Origin of the sequence: Kribbella caucasensis (genome assembly GCF_004361855.1) — a bacterium.
GTDB classification, from domain to species: domain Bacteria; phylum Actinomycetota; class Actinomycetes; order Propionibacteriales; family Kribbellaceae; genus Kribbella; species Kribbella caucasensis.
Genome location: NZ_SNWQ01000013.1, coordinates 77,763 through 97,202, shown reverse-complemented (window position 1 = coordinate 97,202; position 19,440 = coordinate 77,763). Strand labels below are relative to the sequence as shown.

Genomic DNA, 19,440 nt, shown 5'->3' with positions numbered 1-19,440 from the left:
GGTGCGGTAGCTCGGTGTGCTGGAGTGAAGGCCTCGATGTGGTTCATCGTGGCCTTTGCTCCAGTGCAGCGAGATGCCGTGCCGAGTGCCGCGCAGCACGCAGGGGATCGGGAGGCACGGCCTCAGCCGCTACCGAAGGTCGACCGACTACCCGTGAACGCGTACCTGAGACTCGCCGAACCGCGCCGACGCGTCCGTCGCAGGCGCTTCAGCCAGCGTTGGCCGAAACGTCGGTTCCGGCATCCAGGCTTTGCACTCTTCGATCGCGTCGGTCAGCAGTTGGTGGAGCCGCTCGTCCGGGTCCGGGACACACGCCTGCGAGATCCCTTCCACCGCACACGACACGGCGCGCGGCGCGGTCCGCTTGCTGAAGTCCGGCGGCACCCGATGCGGACGGGCGGTGAACGACCGGGCCCACTTCGACGCCTGCGGGACCGCATCCAGGACCGCCTGCGACTCCGGTTGCAGGCTGCCGAGCGGACGCCCGTCCAGTTTGGCCAACTCCCGCTCCCCCACCAACAGCGCAACGGCGAGGATGTACTGCCGCTCCTGCGATACCACCGGCAGTGCGTGCTGGATGCACTTGGCTGTCACCCGTGGTACGAGGTGCGGGTCGTCCGGGGTCAGACCGATCACGGACGGGATCAGCGGCGCCAATCGGGCCCGCCCGGCGTCCGTCGTACAGTCGTTGACGTCGCGGGCGACTCCGGCCAGCAGTGGATGTGTGCAGCCGGGGTGGTCCGACCAGGGTTCGCCGGCCAAGTAGGACGCGAACTCCATGAAGCAGGCGCCCTTGCGCGGATTGCGGTGTTTGCCCCGGCTGAGGACCGGTACGGCCAGATCAAGATTGTTCATAGAACCGCTCCTGAGACGTGCCTGGCACCAGCATGCGCCTGATCGCGCCCGGATGCCACGGGAAATCTCGTCCGGGTTGTGAGCAGGGGCACAGGCGTGGCTGCTTGGGGGGTTCTGTTACCCACGGGTAGCATCGTGCCAGCTGCCAAGAAAAGGAGGGCGCCCCCGTGCCCCGTGAGATTCGCGATGTCGTGTTCGTCGACGGCGTCCGCACCCCGTTCGGCAAGGCCAAGGGCCAGTACGCCGAAACGCGGGCCGACGACCTGGTGATCAAGTGCATCCGGGAACTGCTCCGGCGGAACCCGTCGCTCCCGGCCGACAAGGTGGACGAGGTCGCGATCGCGGCCACCACCCAGATCGGCGACCAGGGCCTCACCATCGGCCGGACCGCGGCGCTGCTGGCGGGCCTGCCGAACACCACCCCCGGCTACGCCATCGACCGGATGTGCGCGGGCGCGATGACCGCCGTCACCACCACCGCCGCCGGGATCGCGTTCGGCGCGTACGACGTGGTCGTGGCCGGCGGGGTCGAGCACATGGGCCGGCACCCGATGGGCGAGGGCGTCGACCCGAACCCGCGGATCATCTCCGAGAAACTGGTCGACACCTCTGCCCTGGTGATGGGGTCGACCGCCGAGAACCTGCACGACCGGTTCCCCGGGATCACCAAGGAGCGCGCGGACGCGTTCGCCGTGGCGTCCCAGGAGAAGGCCGCCAAGGCGTACGCGAACGACCTGATCCAGCCCGACCTGGTCTCGATCGCGACCCGTTCGGCCGAGAGCGGCTGGGGCTTCGCGACCACCGACGAGCCGATGCGGCCCGGTACGACGGTCGAGAACCTGGCCGGTCTGAAGACCCCGTTCCGCCCGCACGGCCGGGTCACCGCGGGCAACTCCGCCGGGATCAACGACGGCGCCACGGCCTGTGTGCTGGCGTCGGCCGAGGCGGCAGCGCAGTACGGGCTGACCCCGAAGATGAAGCTGGTCTCGTACGGGTTCGCCGGTGTCGAGCCCGAGGTGATGGGCGTCGGCCCGATCCCGGCGACCGAGAAGGCGCTGAAGCTGGCCGGGCTGACCATCGACGACATCCAGGCCTTCGAGGTGAACGAGGCGTTCGCGGTCCAAGCGATCGCGTTCCTCGAGCACTACGGCATCGCCGACGACGACCCGCGGGTCAACCCGTACGGCGGCGCGATCGCGTATGGCCACCCCCTCGCGTCGTCGGGTGTGCGGCTGATGAACCAGCTCGCCAAGCAGTTCGAGCAGCGCCCCGAGGTCCGGTACGGCCTGACCACGATGTGCGTCGGCCTCGGCATGGGCGGCACCGTGATCTGGGAGAACCCGAACTTCGAGGGGGCAAAGTGAGCTTGCAGGATCTGATCGACCAGGCGGTCGCGATCGAGACCGACGAGGTCCTCACGCACGCGCACAGCCGCGACGTCGTACTGCCGAACAAGGCCGGCACGATGGCGCTGATCACGCTCGACAACGGGCACGACCACACCAAGCCGAACACGTTCGGCCCGAAGGGCTTGGCGTCGCTCAACGCCGCGATCGACGCCGCCCTGGCGCGGGATGACGTCGCCGCGATCGGTGTCACCGGCAAGCCGTTCATCCTGGCCGCCGGCGCCGACCTGACCGGCGTACCGAAGCTGACCGACCGCGAGCAGGCGCTCAACCTGGGCAAGATCGGCCACGGCGTGATGCGGAAGCTGATCGACGGCGGCAAGCCTTCGTTCGCGTTCGTCAACGGCGTCGCGCTCGGCGGTGGGCTCGAGGTCGCGCTGCACGCGCAGTACCGGACCGTGTCGGTGGCGGCCGGCATGCTCGCCACGCCGGAGGTGTTCCTCGGCCTGATCCCGGGCTGGGGTGGCAACTTCCTGCTGCCGAACCTGATCGGCGCCGACAAGGCCGTCAAGGTGGTGGTCGAGAACGCGCTGAACCAGAACAAGATGCTCGGCGGCCCTGACGCGGTCAGCTACGGAATCGGCGACGTGCTGCTGGATTCGGCCGACTTCCTGGAGCAGTCGCTGCTGTGGGCGAGCAAGGTGCTCACCGGCGAGATCACCGTGACCCGGCCGGAGATCGACCGGGGCGAGGCGTGGGACGCGGCCGTTGCCCGGGGCAAGGGGTTCGCGGATCTCAAGGTGAGCGGCGCGGCCCCGGCGCCGTACCGGGCACTCGACCTGATCGCGGCCGCCAAGGACAACGACCGGGACCGCGGTTTCGCGGCCGAGGACGAAGCGCTCGCCGACCTGATCATGAGAGAGGAGCTGCGCAGCGGTCTCTACGCCTTCGACCTGGTGAACAAGCGGGCCAAGCGTCCCGCCGGTGCCCCGGACAAGTCGCTCGCCCGCCCGGTCAGCAAGGTGGGTGTCGTCGGCGCCGGCCTGATGGCGGGCCAGCTCGCGCTGCTGTTCGTACGCCGGCTCGAGGTGCCCGTGGTCCTCACCGACCTGGACCAGGAGCGGGTGGATCGCGGGGTCGGGTACGTTCACGGCGAGATCGACAAGCTGCTCGGCAAGGGCCGGATCCGGTCCGACAAGGCGAGCCAGCTGAAGGCTCTCGTCACTGGTTCGGTGGACCGGCAGGTGTTCGCGGACGCGGACTTCGTGATCGAGGCCGTGTTCGAGGAACTCCAGCTGAAGAAGACGATCTTCGCCGACCTGGAGAAGATCATCCGGCCGAACGCGATCCTGGCGACCAACACCTCGTCGCTGTCGATCACCCAGATGGCGGCGGACCTGGAGCACCCGGAGCGGGTCGTCGGTTTCCACTTCTTCAACCCGGTCGCCGTACTGCCGCTGCTGGAGATCATCCGCGCCGACCAGACCGACGACGCGTCGCTGGCCACGGCGTTCGCGGTCGGCAAGACGCTGAAGAAGTCCTGCGTGCTGGTGAAGGACGCGCCGGCGTTCGTCGTGAACCGGCTGCTCACCCGGTTCCTCGGCGAGGTCAGCGCAGCCGTCGACGAGGGCACGCCGATCCCGGCCGCCGACAAGGCCCTGTCCGCACTCGGCCTGCCGATGCCGCCGTTCGTGCTGCTGCAACTGGTCGGTCTGCCGGTCGCTCTGCACGTCGCGGAGACCATGAACGCGGCGTACCCGGACCGGTTCGCCGTGTCCGAGAACCTCGCCAAGGTCGTTGCCGCTGGCAAGAGTTCGTTCTACGTCTGGCCTGAAGGAAAGCCGGTCGTGGATCCGGAGGTCGAAGCGCTGGTGACGGTCGGCGACCAGCCGTCCACCGCCGAGGAGCTGCGGACCCGGGTGCTCACGGCGCTGGCCGAGGAGATCCGGATCATGCTCGACGAGGGCGTGGTCGCGGAAGCCCAGGACATCGACCTCTGCCTCCTCCTCGGCGCCGGCTGGCCGTTCCACCTCGGCGGCATCACCCCGTACCTGGACCGCTCCGGCATCGCCGAAAAGGTCAACGGCTCACGCTTCTTGCCGAAGGGCGTCGCCGGCCTGGCCTGACCCAAGAACCGCTGGGGGTCGGTGCGGAGCCGGAAGCCCGCTCCGGCCTCCAGCAACCTGTACTACGTCCACGCGGGTTCCGACGCTCCTCCGTCGCTCGCTCCGGTGCCTGCTCCCACCCACCGGCACCCGCCCACCGGGGCGCGGCATGGGATTGCGCTCGGCAGGCGATGCGGGTGGTTCGGGGTCGTCGTCTGGGGACCTCGGTCAAGAAGTGGGGGGCTTGAACATGAAATAGCCAGTTCACGGTCCCGGGTTCTTGGTCAAGGTCCCGGGTTGTTGTTCGAGGTCGGCGGGGTTCTCGCGTGCGGGCGGGCGTGGCCGGGCTCGGTGGTCGGTGCCGGGGTGTTCGCTTTGGGCAGCCCTCCGGATCACGTCGGCGGCCGCGTGGAGCGACGTACCGGCTAGCCCTTGAACTTTTTGACTGCGGCCGTCAGTTGGGCGGGGGTTTTGCCGGTGTGCTTTTTGATGATGGTTGTGTACGCCGCCGGGGTGGTGTTGTGGCGGGCTAGGTCTGTGTAGAGGGGGACCAGGGATTTCGCACCCTTCGCGTCGGCCAGGTACTCGACTACCCACCAGCTCAGGCCGTACGCCCGGTCCGCATCCACGTCGAACAAAGAGGGACTCGGCAGGGTCTTCATCGTTCGGAGGTACTTCGTCCGCACCACTCGGCGATACGGGTCGACCGTCCATTGGGGGTCGTCCTCGATCGAGCGGGTTCGGACGTACTCCGCGAGGCCCTCGACCAGCCACGTTGGCGTTCTCACCCCGATCGGCACGGACGCGACATGGGTCATCTCATGCACGAGCAGGTCTTCCTCGAGGCCCTTGCGCATCGCCGGGTTGACCACGATCCGGCTGCCGACCGGCGCACCCCGTGGCTTGCCCATCTGCTCGTTCTCGAACAAGGTGACGGCCTTCGCCGCGATCGTCCAGCCTTGTCCGGAGCCGGCCGTCCAGATCGTGGCCATCACTCGGGTGTCCGGCATCGCGACGACCAGGACCGCGCCGTTCCACGGGTGTTGCCAATGCCGGCGGACGGCCGCGACGGCGCCTGACGAGACGCGGGCGATCCTCTTGCCGAGTTCGGCCTCCTTCTTGTCCACGACCACGACGACCCGGCCACGGCGTACCAGGGCGACTTCCTCGTAGTCCCACGGCTGGCGGTGGCCGTCGCGGCTGAGGACCTCGTCGATGGCGCCGTCCTCGACCAGCGTCCAGCCACCAGCGCGGCGTACGAAGGTGTAGCCGAGGTCGGTCTGGACCGGCTTCGGGTCCAGACCGGCGATCTGGTACCGCATCATCACTCGAGCGGTGTACGTGGTCGGGCCGTACTTGTCGACCAGGTTGGGGGCGTTCCAGTCGTCGGCGGCGAAGTACTTGAGCGTGCTGAAGCCGAACTTGCGCAGGTTCACGAACAGCAGCCGCTGCCGCGCGACCAACGCAGGCTGCTTCGGATCGACGGCGGCGAGGAATCCGGCCAAATCACCCTTCAGTACTGCGGTCGCCCGCCGCGCCAGCACGACGTCGACCTCGCGCTTGCGGGCCACCTTCTGCTCATCGCTCAGACCGGTCCGAGCTGCCTCCGCCGCAACCGCAGTCCCACCCGGAGGCGACCCGCTGTCGTCGGACCACCCAGCCGCCACCACCCCCGCAGTACCGGCGAGGACCAGCGCCGCGACGCCGGCCAGGACGCGTCTGGGGTGTTTCATCGGAAAATCCTGCTCTATGTGATGACAGCCTGAGGGATCCTACCGTCATGGCGCAGAATCCGACCCCGTACGCCGAGCTGAACGAACTCCTCCAGGAACTGACCTCCAAAGCCGGCGCGATCCTCGGCGACGCGTTCGTCGGGGCCTATCTCCAGGGCTCGTTCGCGCTCGGTGACGCCGACCTGCAGAGCGATTGCGACTTCCTCATCCCGGTCTCCCGGCCGATCACCGCGGACCAGGAGCGGGCGTTGCGCGAGTTGCACGACGAGATCCCCACCCGGCCGGGCTTCTGGACCCAGCACCTGGAGGGCTCGTATCCGCAGGCGCACCAACTCCGCGCCCTCGACGGACTCGGCCACAACTGGCTCTACATCGACCACGGCTGGCGGCAGATGCAGTGGTCGACGCACTGCAACTCCGAGGTGGTCCGGTGGACGTTGAGAGAGTACGGCGTGACGCTGGCCGGACCGGATCCGAAGAGCCTGGTCGAGGTGGTTCCGGCGGCAGCGTTGCGGGCCCGCATGCGGCGAGACGTGCCGACGTTGCTCGACGATCTCGCGACCTGGGTGTCGATCGAGCTGGCGTGGGGCCAGCGGTACGCCGTGACGACGCTGTGCCGGATGCTCTACACGCTCGACAGCGCACGGGTCTGTTCGAAGAAGGCCGCGCTGCTCTGGGCGATGGACGCACTCGATCCACGCTGGTTCGAGTTGTGCCACCAGGCGATGGACGGCCGCGCCCTCGGTTTCGATCCCGAGGACGCGGCCACACCGGACGCGGTCGCCGCCACGATCGCCTTCGCGGACTACGCGACGGACATCTCGATCAAGCTCGAGTAGTCTCCCGGTCGATCAAGCTCGAGTAGGCTCCCCGGTCCGCTCTTCCTCGCCGACCCGGCTCTTCCGGTAGCCGTAGACCGCGTAGATCACGAAGCCGAGCGCCATCCAGATCGCGAATCGCAGCCAGGTCTCCAGCGACAGGTTCAGCGCCAGGTAGAAGCAGATCAGTGCGGCCAGGATCGGGAGCACCGGGTTGCCCGGCATCCTGAACGCGCGCTGGATGTCGGGCCGGCGCCGGCGCAACAGCGGGACCGCGATGGACACCATGGTGAATGCGGCCAGCGTGCCGATGTTCACCATCTCCTCCAGCTTCCCGATCGGGGTGACGCCGGCGACGATCGCGACGACGATGCCGATCCCGATGGTCAGCCGGTACGGCGTGCCGTACTTCGGGTGCGTCTTGCCGAGCTGACGCGGCATCAGGTGGTCCCGGCTCATCGCGAACACCACCCGCGCGGCGCCGATCATCAACGTCAGCACGACCGTGGTCAGACCCGCGACCGCGCCCGCCGAGATCAGGGTGGCGAAACTGGGCCGGCCGACCGAGCGGAACGCCTCCGCCAGCGCGGCCTCGCTGTTGATGTCGGTGTACTTGATCATGCCGGTGATGACGATGCAGACCAGCACATAGAGCACGGTGCAGATCGCCAGCGAGCCGATGATGCCACGGGGCAGGTCGCGCTGCGGGTTCCGCGCCTCCTCGGCCGTGGTCGCGACCACGTCGAAGCCGATGAACGCGAAGAACACCAGCGAGGCGCCGGAGATCACGCCCATGATGCCGAAGGTCGACGGGCTGAACCCGAACAACGCCTGGAACAACGGCGTGGTGATGGTGACGTCGGGATCGGGGTTGGGCACGCTCGGCGGGATGAACGGCGTCAGGTTCGAGCCCTTGATGTAGAACAGGCCGGCGATGATCACGAACAGCACCACGAACAACTTGATCGCGACCAGCACCAGGTTGACCCGCAGCGACTCCTTGATCCCGATCGTCGCCAGCGTGGCCAGCACGACCACCAGCAGCATCGCCAGCACGTTGACGCTGCTGTCCGGCCCGATCGAGTCCGGCCAGCCCAACCCGATCTGATCCAGGAACAGCGCGGCGTACGTCGACCAGCCCTGCGCGACCACACTCGCGCCGAGCATCAGTTCAAGCAGCAGGTCCCACCCGATGATCCAGGCGAACACCTCGCCGAGGGAGAAGTACGAGAACGTGTAAGCCGACCCGGACACCGGCACCGTCGAGGAGAACTCGGCATAGCAGAGGGCGGCCAGCGCACAGCAGATCGCGGCCAGCACGAACGACAGCGCGATCCCCGGACCCGCGTACGTCTTGGCGGCCCGGCCGGTCAGCGTGAAGATGCCGGCCCCGATGATCACGCCGATCCCGAACACGGTCAGGTCGACGGCGGTGAGGCGTTTCTTGAGCTGGTACTCCGGCTCGTCGGTGTCGGCGATCGACTGCTCGATCGTCTTCTTCCGCAACAGACTCATCTGGCTGCCTCCTCGCTGTGGACGGACCATCCCGACCTTGCCTTTGGAGACCCGGCGAGGTCAATCCACCACTCAGCGTTGCGGCTGGTATTCCTTCAGGGAAAGCCAGAGCGACGCCTCGGTGAACCCGGTGCGCCCGAGCAGGATCCGGTCCCGGTTCGCCTGGTCGGTGCCGTGCCGGGCCAGGTCGTCGTACAGGTCCTCGACCGCGGCCAGCCCGAACTGTTTCACCAGGAAGCGAACGGCCAGCCAGCTCACGCCGTACACGTCGGCGTTGCTCTGGTAGAAGCCGAGATCCGACGGCAGCGCCTGCAGCACCGGCAGCGCGGAGTCGACCACCTCCTGCTCCCACTTGGCCACCTCGCCCGGCCCGCTGATCTTCTCGATCCCCCGCCAGGACACGTATTCCGCCACGCCCTCGGCCAGCCAGAGTGGTTCGTACCCGCCGAGGTCCGCGGTCGCGACGTGGGTGAGCTCGTGCGACAGCAGGATCTCGTCGACCCGGTCGCGCTCCTTCGGGTTGATCACGATGTACGCGCCGGCCACGGTGCCGTCGGCGGTGTCCTGACCGGGCAGCGAGGAGAACGTCGACCCGGCGCTCGCGGCCGACTCGACGTCCTCGTCGGCGAACCGGGCATCGCGTACCTCGGTATCGTCCAGCGCCGCGATCAGCACCGACCCCCGCCACCGGCGCGGCCAGTACGCCGCGACCTGGGTCAGCGCCTCGGTCGCCTCGTTCTTGATCGCTCGACCGCGCTCGGTGTCGCCCTTCTCGGTGATCACCAGCACCCGCGGGCCGCGCTGCACCTCGATCCGGCCCAGGTCCCACGGCTCCCGGTGTGCACCCGGTCCGAGGTCCTTGTCCAGGTCGTCGTCATCGGCCAGGATCCACCGGCCACCGCGGCTGACGAAGGTGTAGCCGAGCTCGGTGGTGACCGGAGCCACGTCCACCTTCGGGATCTGGTACCGCATCAGCACCCGGACCAGGTACGTCGTCGAGCCGTGCCCGCGGGCCGCCTGCGGATCGAACCGTTCCTCAGCCTGGCTGTAACCGATCTCGTTGAAACCGAGCTCGACCAGGTTCGCGAACAGCACCCGCTGCTGCCGGCGCAGTTCGGCGTTGGCCGGGTCGACATCCTGCAGGAACAGCTTCTCGTTGCCGAGCCGGACCGCCCTCGCCCGGCGGAGCAGGATGGTGTCCACGGCGACCCGGCGGGCCGCGACCGCCGCGGCCGTTTTGGAGGGCGGCTTGTTGCTCTGATTGGGCGGAGCGGGTGTCTTGGCCGTTGCCGCTGTCCTGTTGCGAGCATCTTCCTCGCGGACCTCAACCGCATAGACGACGCCGCCGGAGACCAGCGCGACCGCGACGAGCAGGCCCAGCCAGCGGCGAGGCCCGCGGGGCGGATCCTGGCCGCCTGGCGGGTTGCCGGCAGGGCGTAACACACTCACGTCGGGTCGATTCCTCCGGGTCCGCCCGTCAGCAACAGCCCGGCTACCCTACTCGGTCCAGCCGGATCCACCACCGACACGCCGAGCGGACGATCTGCCCCAGTCTGCCCCGATCAAGCAGCCGCTGCCGCCTTCAGTGCTTGGAAGAGGCCGGCCTCGGTCATGTTGAGGTGTTCGATCATGATCCGGTTCCGCTCGGCCTGGGTCGATCCGAGTGCGGCCAGCTCCTGGTAGAGCGTGGCCACCTCGGTCCCGCCCCACCGCTGGAACAGGTAGTCCACCGCGAGCCAGGCCAGCGGATACGAGCTGCTCGAGTCCCGGAAGAACGTCGCGTCCGCCGGCAATCCCTTGGCCTTCGAGAGGTACGTCGTCCGGACCTTCTCGCGGTACTTGTCCAGCGCCAGATCGGACGCGCCCGCCATCGGGAGGAACTCGACGTACGTCGCCGCGCCCTCGACCAGCCACCTCGGGGCGAACGTGCCGTACGGGGCGGTCGCGACGTGGGTGAACTCGTGCGCCAGGATCCGGGCGTCCACCTTGGTCCGGTTGCGCGGGTTGACCACGACGTACGAGTCGGCCCGCTCCCCCAGCCCGCTCACCTCACCGGGCAACGTCCGATAGACCCAGGTCGCCATCGCGAGCGCGTCCTCGGCGTTCTTCGGCAGGGTGTAGTCGGCGCCGCGGACCATCTTGTCGTCGAGCGCGATCACCACACCGGAGCCGGTCCAGCCACCCGGCCAGCTCTTGCTCACCGCGCGGACGGCGCTGCTCGCCTTGACCATCAGGGTGCCGGCGAGCTGCGCCTGGTCTCGCTCCACCACGACCAGCACCCGCGGCGCGCGCTTGACCAGCACCTCGCCGGTGTCCCAGGCCTCCTGGTGTGAGCCACGTGGGAGCCGGCGGTCCAGGTCGCTGTCGGAGACGAGCATCCACCGCCCGTCCGACCGCTGGGTGAAGGTGTAGCCGAGCATGGTCCGGACCGGAGTCGGGTCGATCCCGCGGATCTGGTACGTCATCGCCACCGCGACGACATAGGTGGACGGCCCGTACCTGTCGGTCAGGGACTGGTCGTACTGCTCCTGGAGCCGCTCGTACCGAAGGCTGGCGAAACCGAACTGCCGGAGGTTCTCGAACAGCGTCCGCTGTCGCGCCACCAGCTTCTTGTTGCCCGGGTCAACATCCGCGAGGAACCGGTCGACCTTGTCCAGCCGGACCGCGTCGGCCCGGCCGGCGAGCACCTCGTCCACCCCGGCGGCACGCGCGGCCAGATCCGTCGCACCGGACGCTTCAACCGAGGCGGACGGGCCACCAAGGTCGTCGGCGCTGGAACGGTGCAGGGCCAGGCCACCACCGACCGCCGCGGCCACCAGGGCCAGGGCGGTCAGGAACGGCCAGACCCGTCCTCGCCGCGGCGCCGCCGAGTGGCGGCCCCGCGCCGAGCCGGGGTCAGGCGTTGCCCGGCCTGCCGCTCGCGGTGTCTGGCTCACTGGTGATCGCGTCCCCTTGATGCTTGGCGATCATCTCTATCACGTCCCGGGCGAGTCCCTGACCGGTCAGCCCGATCTCCTGCAGCACCGCGGGCCGCTTGGCGTGCTCGAGGAACACCTGCGGGATGCCGAAGTCGCGCACCGGCGTGGTCACGCCCGCGTCCCGGAACGCCTGCGCGATCGCCGAACCGCAACCGCCGACCCGGCCGTTGTCCTCGATCGTGACGACGAACTTGTGCTCCTTGGCCAGCTCGATCAGCTCGGGCGCGACCGGCTTCACCCAGCGCGGGTCGACCACGGTCACCCCGAATCCCTGGGCGCCGAGCCGCTCGGCCACATCCACCGCGGTCGCGGCCATCGCGCCGATGCCGACCAGCAGGACGTCCTTGCCGGTGCGGACCAGGATGTCGGTGCCGCCGATCCGGTCGATCGCCTCGAGGTCGGGGAACACCTCACCCTTCGCGTACCGCAGTACGGTCGGAGCGTCGTCGACGTCGATCGCCTCGTTCAGCAGCTCGACCACCCGGGCGCCGTCGCGCGGGGCGGCCAGTCGCAGGCCGGGCACCACCTGAAGCAGGGACATGTCCCACATGCCGTTGTGGCTCGGGCCGTCATCACCAGTGACACCCGCCCGGTCCAGCACGAAGGTGACGCCGCACTTGTGCAGCGCGACGTCCAGCAGCAACTGGTCGAAGGCGCGGTTCAGGAAGGTCGCGTACAACCCGACGACCGGGTGCAGGCCGCCCATCGCTAGGCCGGCCGCGCTCGTCACCGCGTGCTGCTCGGCGATGCCGACGTCGAAGATCCGGTCCGGGAACGCCTCCGCGAACGGCGCCAGCCCGGTCGGGTGCAGCATCGCCGCGGTGATCGCGACCACGTCGGGCCGGCGGTGCCCGATCTGCACCAGTTCCTCGGCGAAGACGTCGGTCCACCCACGCGGCTTGTTCAGCGGCCGGATCTGGTGGAAGTTGTCCTCCTCGTCCTGCTCGGCGGCGGCGTACCCGAAGCCCTTCTGGGTCACCGCGTGCACGATCACCGGGCCGCCGAATGCCTTCGCCTTCCGCAGCGCGTCCTCCATCGCCAGGCGATCGTGGCCGTCCACCGGCCCGACGTACTTGAGGCCGAGATCCTCGAACATGCCCTGCGGGGCGAGCATGTCCTTCAGCCCCTTCTTCACCCCGTGCAGTACCTCGTACATCGGCGTTCCGACGTACGGCGTGCGGCTGAGGTTCTTCTTCACCAGGTCGAGGATCTTCTCGTACCGCGGGTTGGTGCGCAGGCTGGTCAGGTGCGTCGCCAGGCCGCCGACGGTCGCGCTGTAGGAGCGGCCGTTGTCGTTGACGATGATGACGAGTTTGAGGTCCTTCTCGGCGGCGATGTTGTTCAGCGCCTCCCAGGCCATCCCGCCGGTCAGGCCGCCGTCGCCGATCAGCGCCACCACGTGCCGGTCCTCACCGCGCAGCCGGTACGCCTTGGCCAGGCCGTCGGCGTACGACAGGGAGGTGGAGGCGTGGCTGTTCTCGACGATGTCGTGCTCGGACTCGGCCTGGCTCGGGTAGCCGGACAGGCCGCCCTGCTGACGGAGCGTGTCGAACTTCGGCGCCCGGCCGGTGAGCAGTTTGTGCACGTAGGTCTGGTGCCCGGTGTCGTAGACCAGCCGGTCCCGGGGCGAGTCGAACACCCGGTGCATCGCCAGCGTGATCTCCACCATGCCCAGGTTCGGGCCCAGGTGGCCGCCGGTCCGCGAGACCGTCTCGACCAGCATGTCGCGGATCTCCGCGGCCAGCTCGCCGAGCTGTTGGTCGGTCATGCCCTTGAGGTCGGCCGGGCCACCGACCGTCTCCAGCAGGCGCATCGAGCTCCTCCGCGGGTTGTCCTGGAAGGTCCGAGTCTACGTACCGGGCGGACTCTTTCCGCACCCGGCAACCCCGACCGGACCAATCTCACACTTCGGGACGCCGCCCGGGTGTCATTTGTTCGCCGGTGAGGCATCCTCACCTACAGTGATCGGCATGGAGATGGTGCGCACTCTCTTCTGCAAGTACGACGGGCGCCCACACCGGCTACTCGAACACATCCACCTCGGCGAGGACGAGTTCGGCCTGTGGGTCGGCTCCCAGCCGGGCAACCGGGCCCAGCGCGCCGATGGCAGGTGGGTCAGCGTCGACCACCACCGGGTCCGCCTGTTCCCCCGCGGCCAGTGGTGGAGTGCCCTGTTCAACGACGAGCCGCACACCACCCGCATCTACTGCGACATCACCATGCCGGCCGAGTTCGGCGTCGATTCCGTCACCGTCGTCGACCTGGACCTCGACGTCCGCCTCCTCCGCGACGGCACGGTCCGCGTCATGGACGAAGACGAGTTCGAGGCGCACCGGCTCATGTACGCCTACCCGCCCCAGGTGGTCGCCACCGCCCGAGCCACCTGCGACTGGGTGGTCGCCAACATCACCACCGCGGAGCCCTTCCAGACCGTCTACCACACCTACCTGGACCAGCTCCGCGCCCTGCAGACTCCGGTCTGATCAGCGGCCCAGGACCTTGTACTTCGCTTCGGCGGCGCCCTTCTGGGGCTCCCACCAGGCTGTGTTCGCCTTGTACCAGTCGATGGTGGCGGCGAGGCCGGCGTCGAAGTCGGCGTACCGGGGCTGCCAGCCGAGCTCGGTGCGGATCTTGGTGGAGTCGTTGGAGTAGCGCAGGTCGTGGCCGGGCCGGTCGTTGACGTGGACGTAGGCGTCGGCGGGCTCGCCCATCAGGGTGAGGATCTTCTCGATGATCTGCTTGTTGTTGCGCTCGTCGCCGGAGCCGATCAGGTACGTCTCGCCGAGCCGGCCGTCGGTGATGATCCGGTGCACCGCGTCGTTGTGGTCGTCGACGTGGGTCCACTCGCGGACGTTCTCGCCGGCGCCGTACAGCTTCGGCTTCTCGCCGATCAGCACGTTGGTGATCTGCCGCGGGATCAGCTTCTCGACGTGCTGGTACGGGCCGTAGTTGTTCGCGCAGTTCGACAGGGTGGCGGCCACGCCGTACGAGCGGGCCCAGGCGCGGACCAGCATGTCCGAGCCGGCCTTGGACGCCGAGTACGGGCTGGACGGGTCGTACGCCGTCTGCTCCGTGAACTGCTCGACCGAGTCCAGCGGCAGGTCGCCGAACACCTCGTCGGTGGAGATGTGGTGCATCCGCTTGTCGTGCTTGCGGACCGCCTCGAGCAGGGTGAAGGTGCCGATGATGTTGCTCTTGATGAACGGCGACGGGTCGTTCAGCGAGTTGTCCACGTGCGACTCGGCGGCGAAGTGCACCAGGACGTCGGTCTCGGCGACCAGCTTGTCCACCAGCTCGGCGTCGCAGATGTCGCCGTGCACGAAGGTGACCTGCCCGGCCACCGGGTCCAGGTTGCTCTGACTGCCGGCGTAGGTGAGCGCGTCGAGCACCGTCACCTCGACGTCCGGGTACCGCCGGACGGTGTCGTGCACGAAGTTCGAGCCGATGAAACCGGCGCCGCCGGTGATGAGCATCCGTCGCATGCGGCACAGGATAGCGAGGCCGAAGGTGACCGGGCGCTTCGGTACGGTGACGCCCATGCGCAACGTCCGGGTGGTCTACCGCAAATTCGACGGCAAGCTGCACTGGCACCAGTGGATGCGGTTCCTGGGGGAAGACCAGTACGGCGTCTGGCTGGGCGCGCGGAAGGGGTCCGTTTCGCAGCGCGGCGACGAGCCGGAGATCACCCACAAGCAGGCGCATGTCCAGCTGTTCCCCCGGGACCAGTGGTTCACCGCGAGCTTCAACGACGTGCCGACGCGGACGCTGATCTACGCGGACATCACCACGCCGGTGACGTTCGGCGAGGACGAGGTCACCATGGTCGATCTCGACCTGGACGTGATCAAGCGCCGCGACGGCACGGTGCTGGTGGACGACGAGGACGAGTTCGCCGAGCACCAGGTCGAGTACGGCTACCCGGCCGACGTGATCGCCGCCGCCCAGGCGTCGTGTGACCGGCTCGTCCGCGCCGTCGTCGAGGACGAGCCGTTCCTCACCGTCTACAAGACCTACCTGGACCAGGTCCGCTGATTAGCGAACCGTGTTGACCTCCACAATGGAGTTGGTCAGCAGCGGAGGACTGGGGATGCGGCCGTTCTGGCCGGCGTACATGTCTGCTGTCGGAGCGATGGTCAGGTAGAGGGACTTGCCGGCCGGGACGTCGACCGCGATGCCGGGGAGCTCGACCGTACGGCGTGCGCCGCCGACTGGTTTCGGTTCGCGGAGCGGGAGCGTGTTGTTCTGGACGACGCGGGCGGTGAGCGGACTGGTACCGACGCTCAAGGCGAAGTATGCGGCGGCGTCGGGCAGCAGCGTGGACACCTTCGTGTTGAGCCGGGGAACGCCCGCGACCGTGATCGGGCCCTTCGCGAGCTCGATGTTGATCGGCAGGCCGACGTTCGCGGTGGTGATCACCTTGCGGACCTTGAAGTGCCGGTCTGGCGCGAGGCTGCGCTGGGTGAGGCAGCGGGCGTCGGCGGTGGCCAGGTGGTACTTGCCGAAGCCGGTCAGCGCGGTGTTCTGGTGCTTGAGATTGAGGGCCAGGAACCGCTGGGCGAGGCTCGCGAAGTTCGGGCTGCCGAGAGCGATCGAGCACGGATCCCCCGGGGTCGCGAAGCCCGGCGGGAGGACGGCCGGGAGGGTGTGACCGCCGTTGTAGCCGACGAACAGTGAACGCTTCCGGGCCTGCGAGGTCAGGGCCTTGTCAAAGTTCTGCAGGCCCTGGTTGAGGTTGAACAGATTGTCGGTCGCACCCTGGCCGATCAGCACCGGGATGTCCAGTTTCCGGCCCTGCTGCACGTGCCAGGCCGGGCCGTTCTTGGCGAAGAACGCGTCGAGCTCCCGGCCCGCGTTCCCCGCTGGCCAGATCCCGGTGGTGATCAGGGCGACGAACGCGGCCTGGATCGCCGGTGGAAGGTGGCTCCCACCACCGGCGTACAGGCCGATCAGCCACAACGTCCGGGCGGACTCGTCCGGCGCCAGGCTCTGCTTGAGGTCCCACCAGGTGACCTCGGGCACGAGCGCGTCGAACCTGGTCCGGCCGCGGTCCCGAACCTCGGTGAACGCGCCGGCGAACTGGTAGCCACCGCCGTACGAGCCGCCGATCGCGCCGATCAGCGGATCACCGGGTCGTTGCTTCGTCACCCAGTCCAGGCCGGTGACCAGATCGACCAGCCGGATCACGTCGCGGCCCTCGTAGTCCGGGTTCATCACGTGCGCGACGCCGGTGCTCTCCCCGAAGCTGCGCTGGTCGAAGCTCAGTACGCCGAACCCGGCATCGAGGTACGACGCGAAGGTGGCCGCGTCCTTCGTCCGGCTGCCACCCCAGCCGTGGCTGTGGAAGATCAGCGGCACCGTGTTGCCGGCCGACGCGGTCGCGGGTTTGAAGAGCGAGTAGCAGATCCGCACCGGGACCGTAGTACCGGGCTCTGGGACGCTGTCCACACATCCGATGGTCGTCTGTACTTCGGCGGCCTGTACTTCGGCGGACCGTACTTCGGCGGCCTGGGCGACCGGCAGGGCGAGCGTGGGCGAGAGCAACGCGAACGCGGAGCTGAGGGCGAGAATCTTCAAGCGGCGCACAGTGACCCCCTGTGATGATCCTGTTCCGGTTCGCTCACGCTAGACGACCCGGGCCCCGGTGAGAACAGCTGAGAACGGCCGACAACGCCCGACAACGCCACAGCAACAGCCTCGGCTCAGCCGATGGCGAACCGCGCTGCCGAACCCGCGACGGCCTGCCAAACTGTCCGCGTGGAAATCGCGATCGAGATCGTTGCCCTGGTCGCCGTGGTCGCCGCCGGAGCGGCACTGGGCCGGCGGACCGGGGTTCCGGCTCCCCTGTTGCTCGTAGTGGTCGGCATCGCGGCGTCCTACCTGCCGTTCGTCCCCCGGGTCGAGTTGACGCCCGAGGTCGTCCTGGTCGGCTTCCTGCCGCCGTTGCTGTACTCGGCGGCGATCAAGACGAGCCTGGTCGACTTCTCCCAGCACCGCCGGTCCATCGGCACGTTGTCGGTGGGGCTGGTCGCGTTCACCGCGATCGGCGTCGGCCTCGTTGCCTACTGGTTGCTCGGCAGTCTCGCCGATGCCGATGGTCAGGAGCGGCTCCCGCTCTGGGCCGCGTTCGCCCTCGGCGCGGTCGTGGCACCGCCGGACGCGGTTGCCGCGACCGCGATCGCGAAGCGTATCGGTCTTCCCCGCCGACTGGTGACGATCCTCGAGGGCGAGAGCCTGCTGAACGACGCGACCGCCCTGGTCTGTCTGCGGACCGCGATCGCGGCGGCTGTCACGGCGCCGACCGTGTTGCACGTCAGCACGGACTTCCTCCGGGCGGCGGGCGGCGGCGTACTGGTCGGGCTGATCGTCGCCGTCCTGCTCGCCAAGGTCCGCAAGCGGTTCACCGACCCTGTGCTCGATACCACGCTCAGTCTGACCGCGCCGTTCATCGCGTACGTCGCGGCCGAGAACCACTACGTGCACGCGTCCGGCGTACTGGCCGTGGTCGTCACCGGTCTGCTTCTCGGGCACAAGTCGCCGGTGATCCAGTCGGCCGCCTCCCGGATCTCGGAGCGGACCAACTGGCGGACGATCCAGTTCCTGCTCGAGAACGCGGTGTTCTTGCTGATCGGCCTGCAGACCCGGTGGATCCTCGACGACCTGGCCGAGAGCCCGCTGTCGGCGATGACGATCGCGGTCACCACCATCGGCGTCTTCCTCACAGTCGTGCTGCTCCGGCCGATCTGGATGTTCCCAGTCGTCTACCTGTCGCGGCGGATGCTCGGCCGATCTTCGTCCGGGCCGGTCTCGGTTCCGGCGCTCGTCGTCCTCTCCTGGGCCGGGATGCGCGGCGTGGTCACGCTGGCCGCCGTGTTCGTGCTGCCCGAGAACACCCCTCACCGCGAACTGCTCGTCTTCATCGCCCTCGCGGTGACGGCCGGCACCCTGCTGCTCCAGGGCTCCACTTTGCCCTGGCTCGTACGCCGGGTGGGGTTGCCCGGACCTGATCCGGCCGAAGACGCGTTGCAGGAGGCCGCCGTACTGCAGGGCGCTCACAAGGCCGCCGAGGAGGAGCTCGATCGGCTGGTCACGTCGGACGAGCCCGAAGAAGTCGTCACGCTGCTCCGGCAACGCGGTGAGGCCCGGGCGCTGGCCGCGTGGGAACGACTCGGCCGGCCCGAGTCGGAGTACGAGACACCCAGTGAGGCCTATCGCCGGCTGCGGACGGCCATGCTGCAGAAGGAGCGGGAGTACATCCTCAAGGTCCGGGACGAGGGCCTGGTCGCGGACGAGGTGTTGCAGCGGGCGCAGATCGCGCTCGACATCGAGGAGTCAATCCTGGATCGCGCGGAAGCCGATGACGTCGGCGGACAATCGGAGGACCTCCGGGTGCCGCCTCCGCCCGGCGGCGAGTGCGAGCATCTGGTGGCGGCACCGATGGTGTTGTCCCCGAACACCCCCGAGGGCTGCGAGGAGTGCCTGGCCGACGGCACCACCTGGGTCCACCTGCGGTTGTGCCTGGACTGCGGTCATGTCGGCTGCTGCGACTCGTCGCCGATGCGGCACTCCAGCGCGCACTTCCAGGAGACCAAGCACCCGGTGATGCGCAGCTTCGAACCAGGCGAGAACTGGCGCTGGTGCTACGTGGACGAGAAGCTCGGCTGATGGCCGACTGCCTGTTCTGCTCGATCATCGCGGGCAAGACCCCGGCCCAGTTCGTCCTGGAAACGCCCGACGTGGTTGGCTTCCTCGACGTCCGCCCCGTCTTCAAGGGCCACACCCTGATCGTCCCGCGCATGCACGTCGCGACGCTGGTGGAGCTGTCGGACTCACTCACCGTGCCGCTGTTCGGCGCCGCCCGCTCGGTGGCCGCTGCGGTCCGTACGGCGTTCGACGCTCAGGGGTCCTTCGTTGCCGTCAACAACGTGGTGTCGCAGTCCGTGCCGCACCTGCACGTCCATGTGGTCCCCCGGACCAAGGGCGACGGGTTGCGCGGATTCTTCTGGCCCCGGACGAAGTACGCCGACGAGGACGAGGCGGGGGCCTACGCCGAACGCCTCCGCACCGCCCTCGCCGGCTGAGTGGCCGAGGAG

15 protein-coding genes are annotated in these 19,440 nt (G+C 68.6%); 7 read left to right on the top strand and 8 right to left on the bottom strand.

Annotation, left to right across the window (positions count from 1 at the left end; translation table 11 throughout):
* Positions 1 to 147 precede the first annotated feature (147 nt).
* Complete coding sequence (locus EV643_RS25470) at positions 148 to 855, bottom strand: hypothetical protein (protein WP_238165790.1); 708 nt, start codon at positions 853 to 855, stop codon at positions 148 to 150.
* Positions 856 to 1,022: 167 nt separating this feature from the next.
* On the opposite strand from EV643_RS25470, the gene EV643_RS25465 reads away from it, so the two are divergent.
* Both EV643_RS25465 and EV643_RS25460 read left to right on the top strand, forming a co-directional pair.
* On the top strand, positions 1,023 to 2,219 hold the full coding sequence (locus EV643_RS25465) for a thiolase family protein (protein WP_133802664.1): 1,197 nt from the start codon (positions 1,023 to 1,025) through the stop codon (positions 2,217 to 2,219).
* Complete coding sequence (locus tag EV643_RS25460) at positions 2,216 to 4,327, top strand: 3-hydroxyacyl-CoA dehydrogenase NAD-binding domain-containing protein (protein ID WP_133802663.1); 2,112 nt, start codon at positions 2,216 to 2,218, stop codon at positions 4,325 to 4,327. Before EV643_RS25465 ends, EV643_RS25460 begins: the two co-directional genes overlap by 4 nt.
* Before the next feature lie 404 nt (positions 4,328 to 4,731).
* Here the strand turns inward: EV643_RS25460 and EV643_RS25455 are convergent, their stop codons facing one another.
* Complete coding sequence (locus EV643_RS25455; RefSeq protein WP_133802662.1) at positions 4,732 to 6,039, bottom strand: hypothetical protein; 1,308 nt, start codon at positions 6,037 to 6,039, stop codon at positions 4,732 to 4,734.
* 47 nt (positions 6,040 to 6,086) lie between these two features.
* On the opposite strand from EV643_RS25455, the gene EV643_RS25450 reads away from it, so the two are divergent.
* Entirely contained in the window at positions 6,087 to 6,878 is a 792-nt protein-coding gene (locus EV643_RS25450) for an aminoglycoside adenylyltransferase domain-containing protein (RefSeq protein WP_133802661.1), read from the top strand.
* A 12-nt stretch (positions 6,879 to 6,890) separates the two neighbouring features.
* Here the strand turns inward: EV643_RS25450 and EV643_RS25445 are convergent, their stop codons facing one another.
* From EV643_RS25445 to dxs, 4 genes are all read right to left on the bottom strand, one after another.
* On the bottom strand, positions 6,891 to 8,372 hold the full coding sequence (locus EV643_RS25445; protein WP_133802660.1) for an APC family permease: 1,482 nt from the start codon (positions 8,370 to 8,372) through the stop codon (positions 6,891 to 6,893).
* Between the two features lie 72 nt (positions 8,373 to 8,444).
* Positions 8,445 to 9,821, bottom strand: a complete 1,377-nt coding sequence (locus EV643_RS25440) for a hypothetical protein (RefSeq protein WP_133802659.1) — start codon at positions 9,819 to 9,821, stop codon at positions 8,445 to 8,447.
* A 113-nt stretch (positions 9,822 to 9,934) separates the two neighbouring features.
* The gene (locus EV643_RS25435; RefSeq protein WP_133802658.1) at positions 9,935 to 11,308 is read right to left on the bottom strand and encodes a hypothetical protein; all 1,374 of its coding nucleotides are present in this window, start codon (positions 11,306 to 11,308) and stop codon (positions 9,935 to 9,937) included.
* On the bottom strand, positions 11,268 to 13,163 hold the full coding sequence (gene dxs / locus EV643_RS25430; protein ID WP_133802657.1) for a 1-deoxy-D-xylulose-5-phosphate synthase: 1,896 nt from the start codon (positions 13,161 to 13,163) through the stop codon (positions 11,268 to 11,270). Before dxs ends, EV643_RS25435 begins: the two co-directional genes overlap by 41 nt.
* Before the next feature lie 157 nt (positions 13,164 to 13,320).
* Here dxs and EV643_RS25425 point away from each other — a divergent pair, with 157 nt between their 5' ends.
* The gene (locus EV643_RS25425; RefSeq protein WP_133802656.1) at positions 13,321 to 13,833 is read left to right on the top strand and encodes a ribonuclease FAU-1 family protein; all 513 of its coding nucleotides are present in this window, start codon (positions 13,321 to 13,323) and stop codon (positions 13,831 to 13,833) included.
* Here EV643_RS25425 and rfbB read toward each other — a convergent pair whose 3' ends face one another.
* Positions 13,834 to 14,832 carry a dTDP-glucose 4,6-dehydratase gene (gene rfbB, locus EV643_RS25420; RefSeq protein WP_202869751.1) on the bottom strand — a complete coding sequence of 333 codons (999 nt, stop codon included), beginning with the start codon at positions 14,830 to 14,832 and terminating at the stop codon, positions 13,834 to 13,836.
* A gap of 55 nt (positions 14,833 to 14,887) precedes the next feature.
* Here rfbB and EV643_RS25415 point away from each other — a divergent pair, with 55 nt between their 5' ends.
* Positions 14,888 to 15,382, top strand: a complete 495-nt coding sequence (locus EV643_RS25415) for a DUF402 domain-containing protein (protein ID WP_133802655.1) — start codon at positions 14,888 to 14,890, stop codon at positions 15,380 to 15,382.
* Here the strand turns inward: EV643_RS25415 and EV643_RS25410 are convergent, their stop codons facing one another.
* On the bottom strand, positions 15,383 to 16,933 hold the full coding sequence (locus EV643_RS25410) for an alpha/beta hydrolase (RefSeq protein WP_133802654.1): 1,551 nt from the start codon (positions 16,931 to 16,933) through the stop codon (positions 15,383 to 15,385).
* Positions 16,934 to 17,104: 171 nt separating this feature from the next.
* Here EV643_RS25410 and EV643_RS25405 point away from each other — a divergent pair, with 171 nt between their 5' ends.
* The gene (locus EV643_RS25405) at positions 17,105 to 19,012 is read left to right on the top strand and encodes a Na+/H+ antiporter (RefSeq protein WP_133802653.1); all 1,908 of its coding nucleotides are present in this window, start codon (positions 17,105 to 17,107) and stop codon (positions 19,010 to 19,012) included.
* Positions 19,012 to 19,428 carry an HIT family protein gene (locus EV643_RS25400; RefSeq protein WP_133802652.1) on the top strand — a complete coding sequence of 139 codons (417 nt, stop codon included), beginning with the start codon at positions 19,012 to 19,014 and terminating at the stop codon, positions 19,426 to 19,428. The genes EV643_RS25405 and EV643_RS25400 overlap by 1 nt, the downstream gene beginning before the upstream one ends.
* Positions 19,429 to 19,440: the final 12 nt, after the last annotated feature.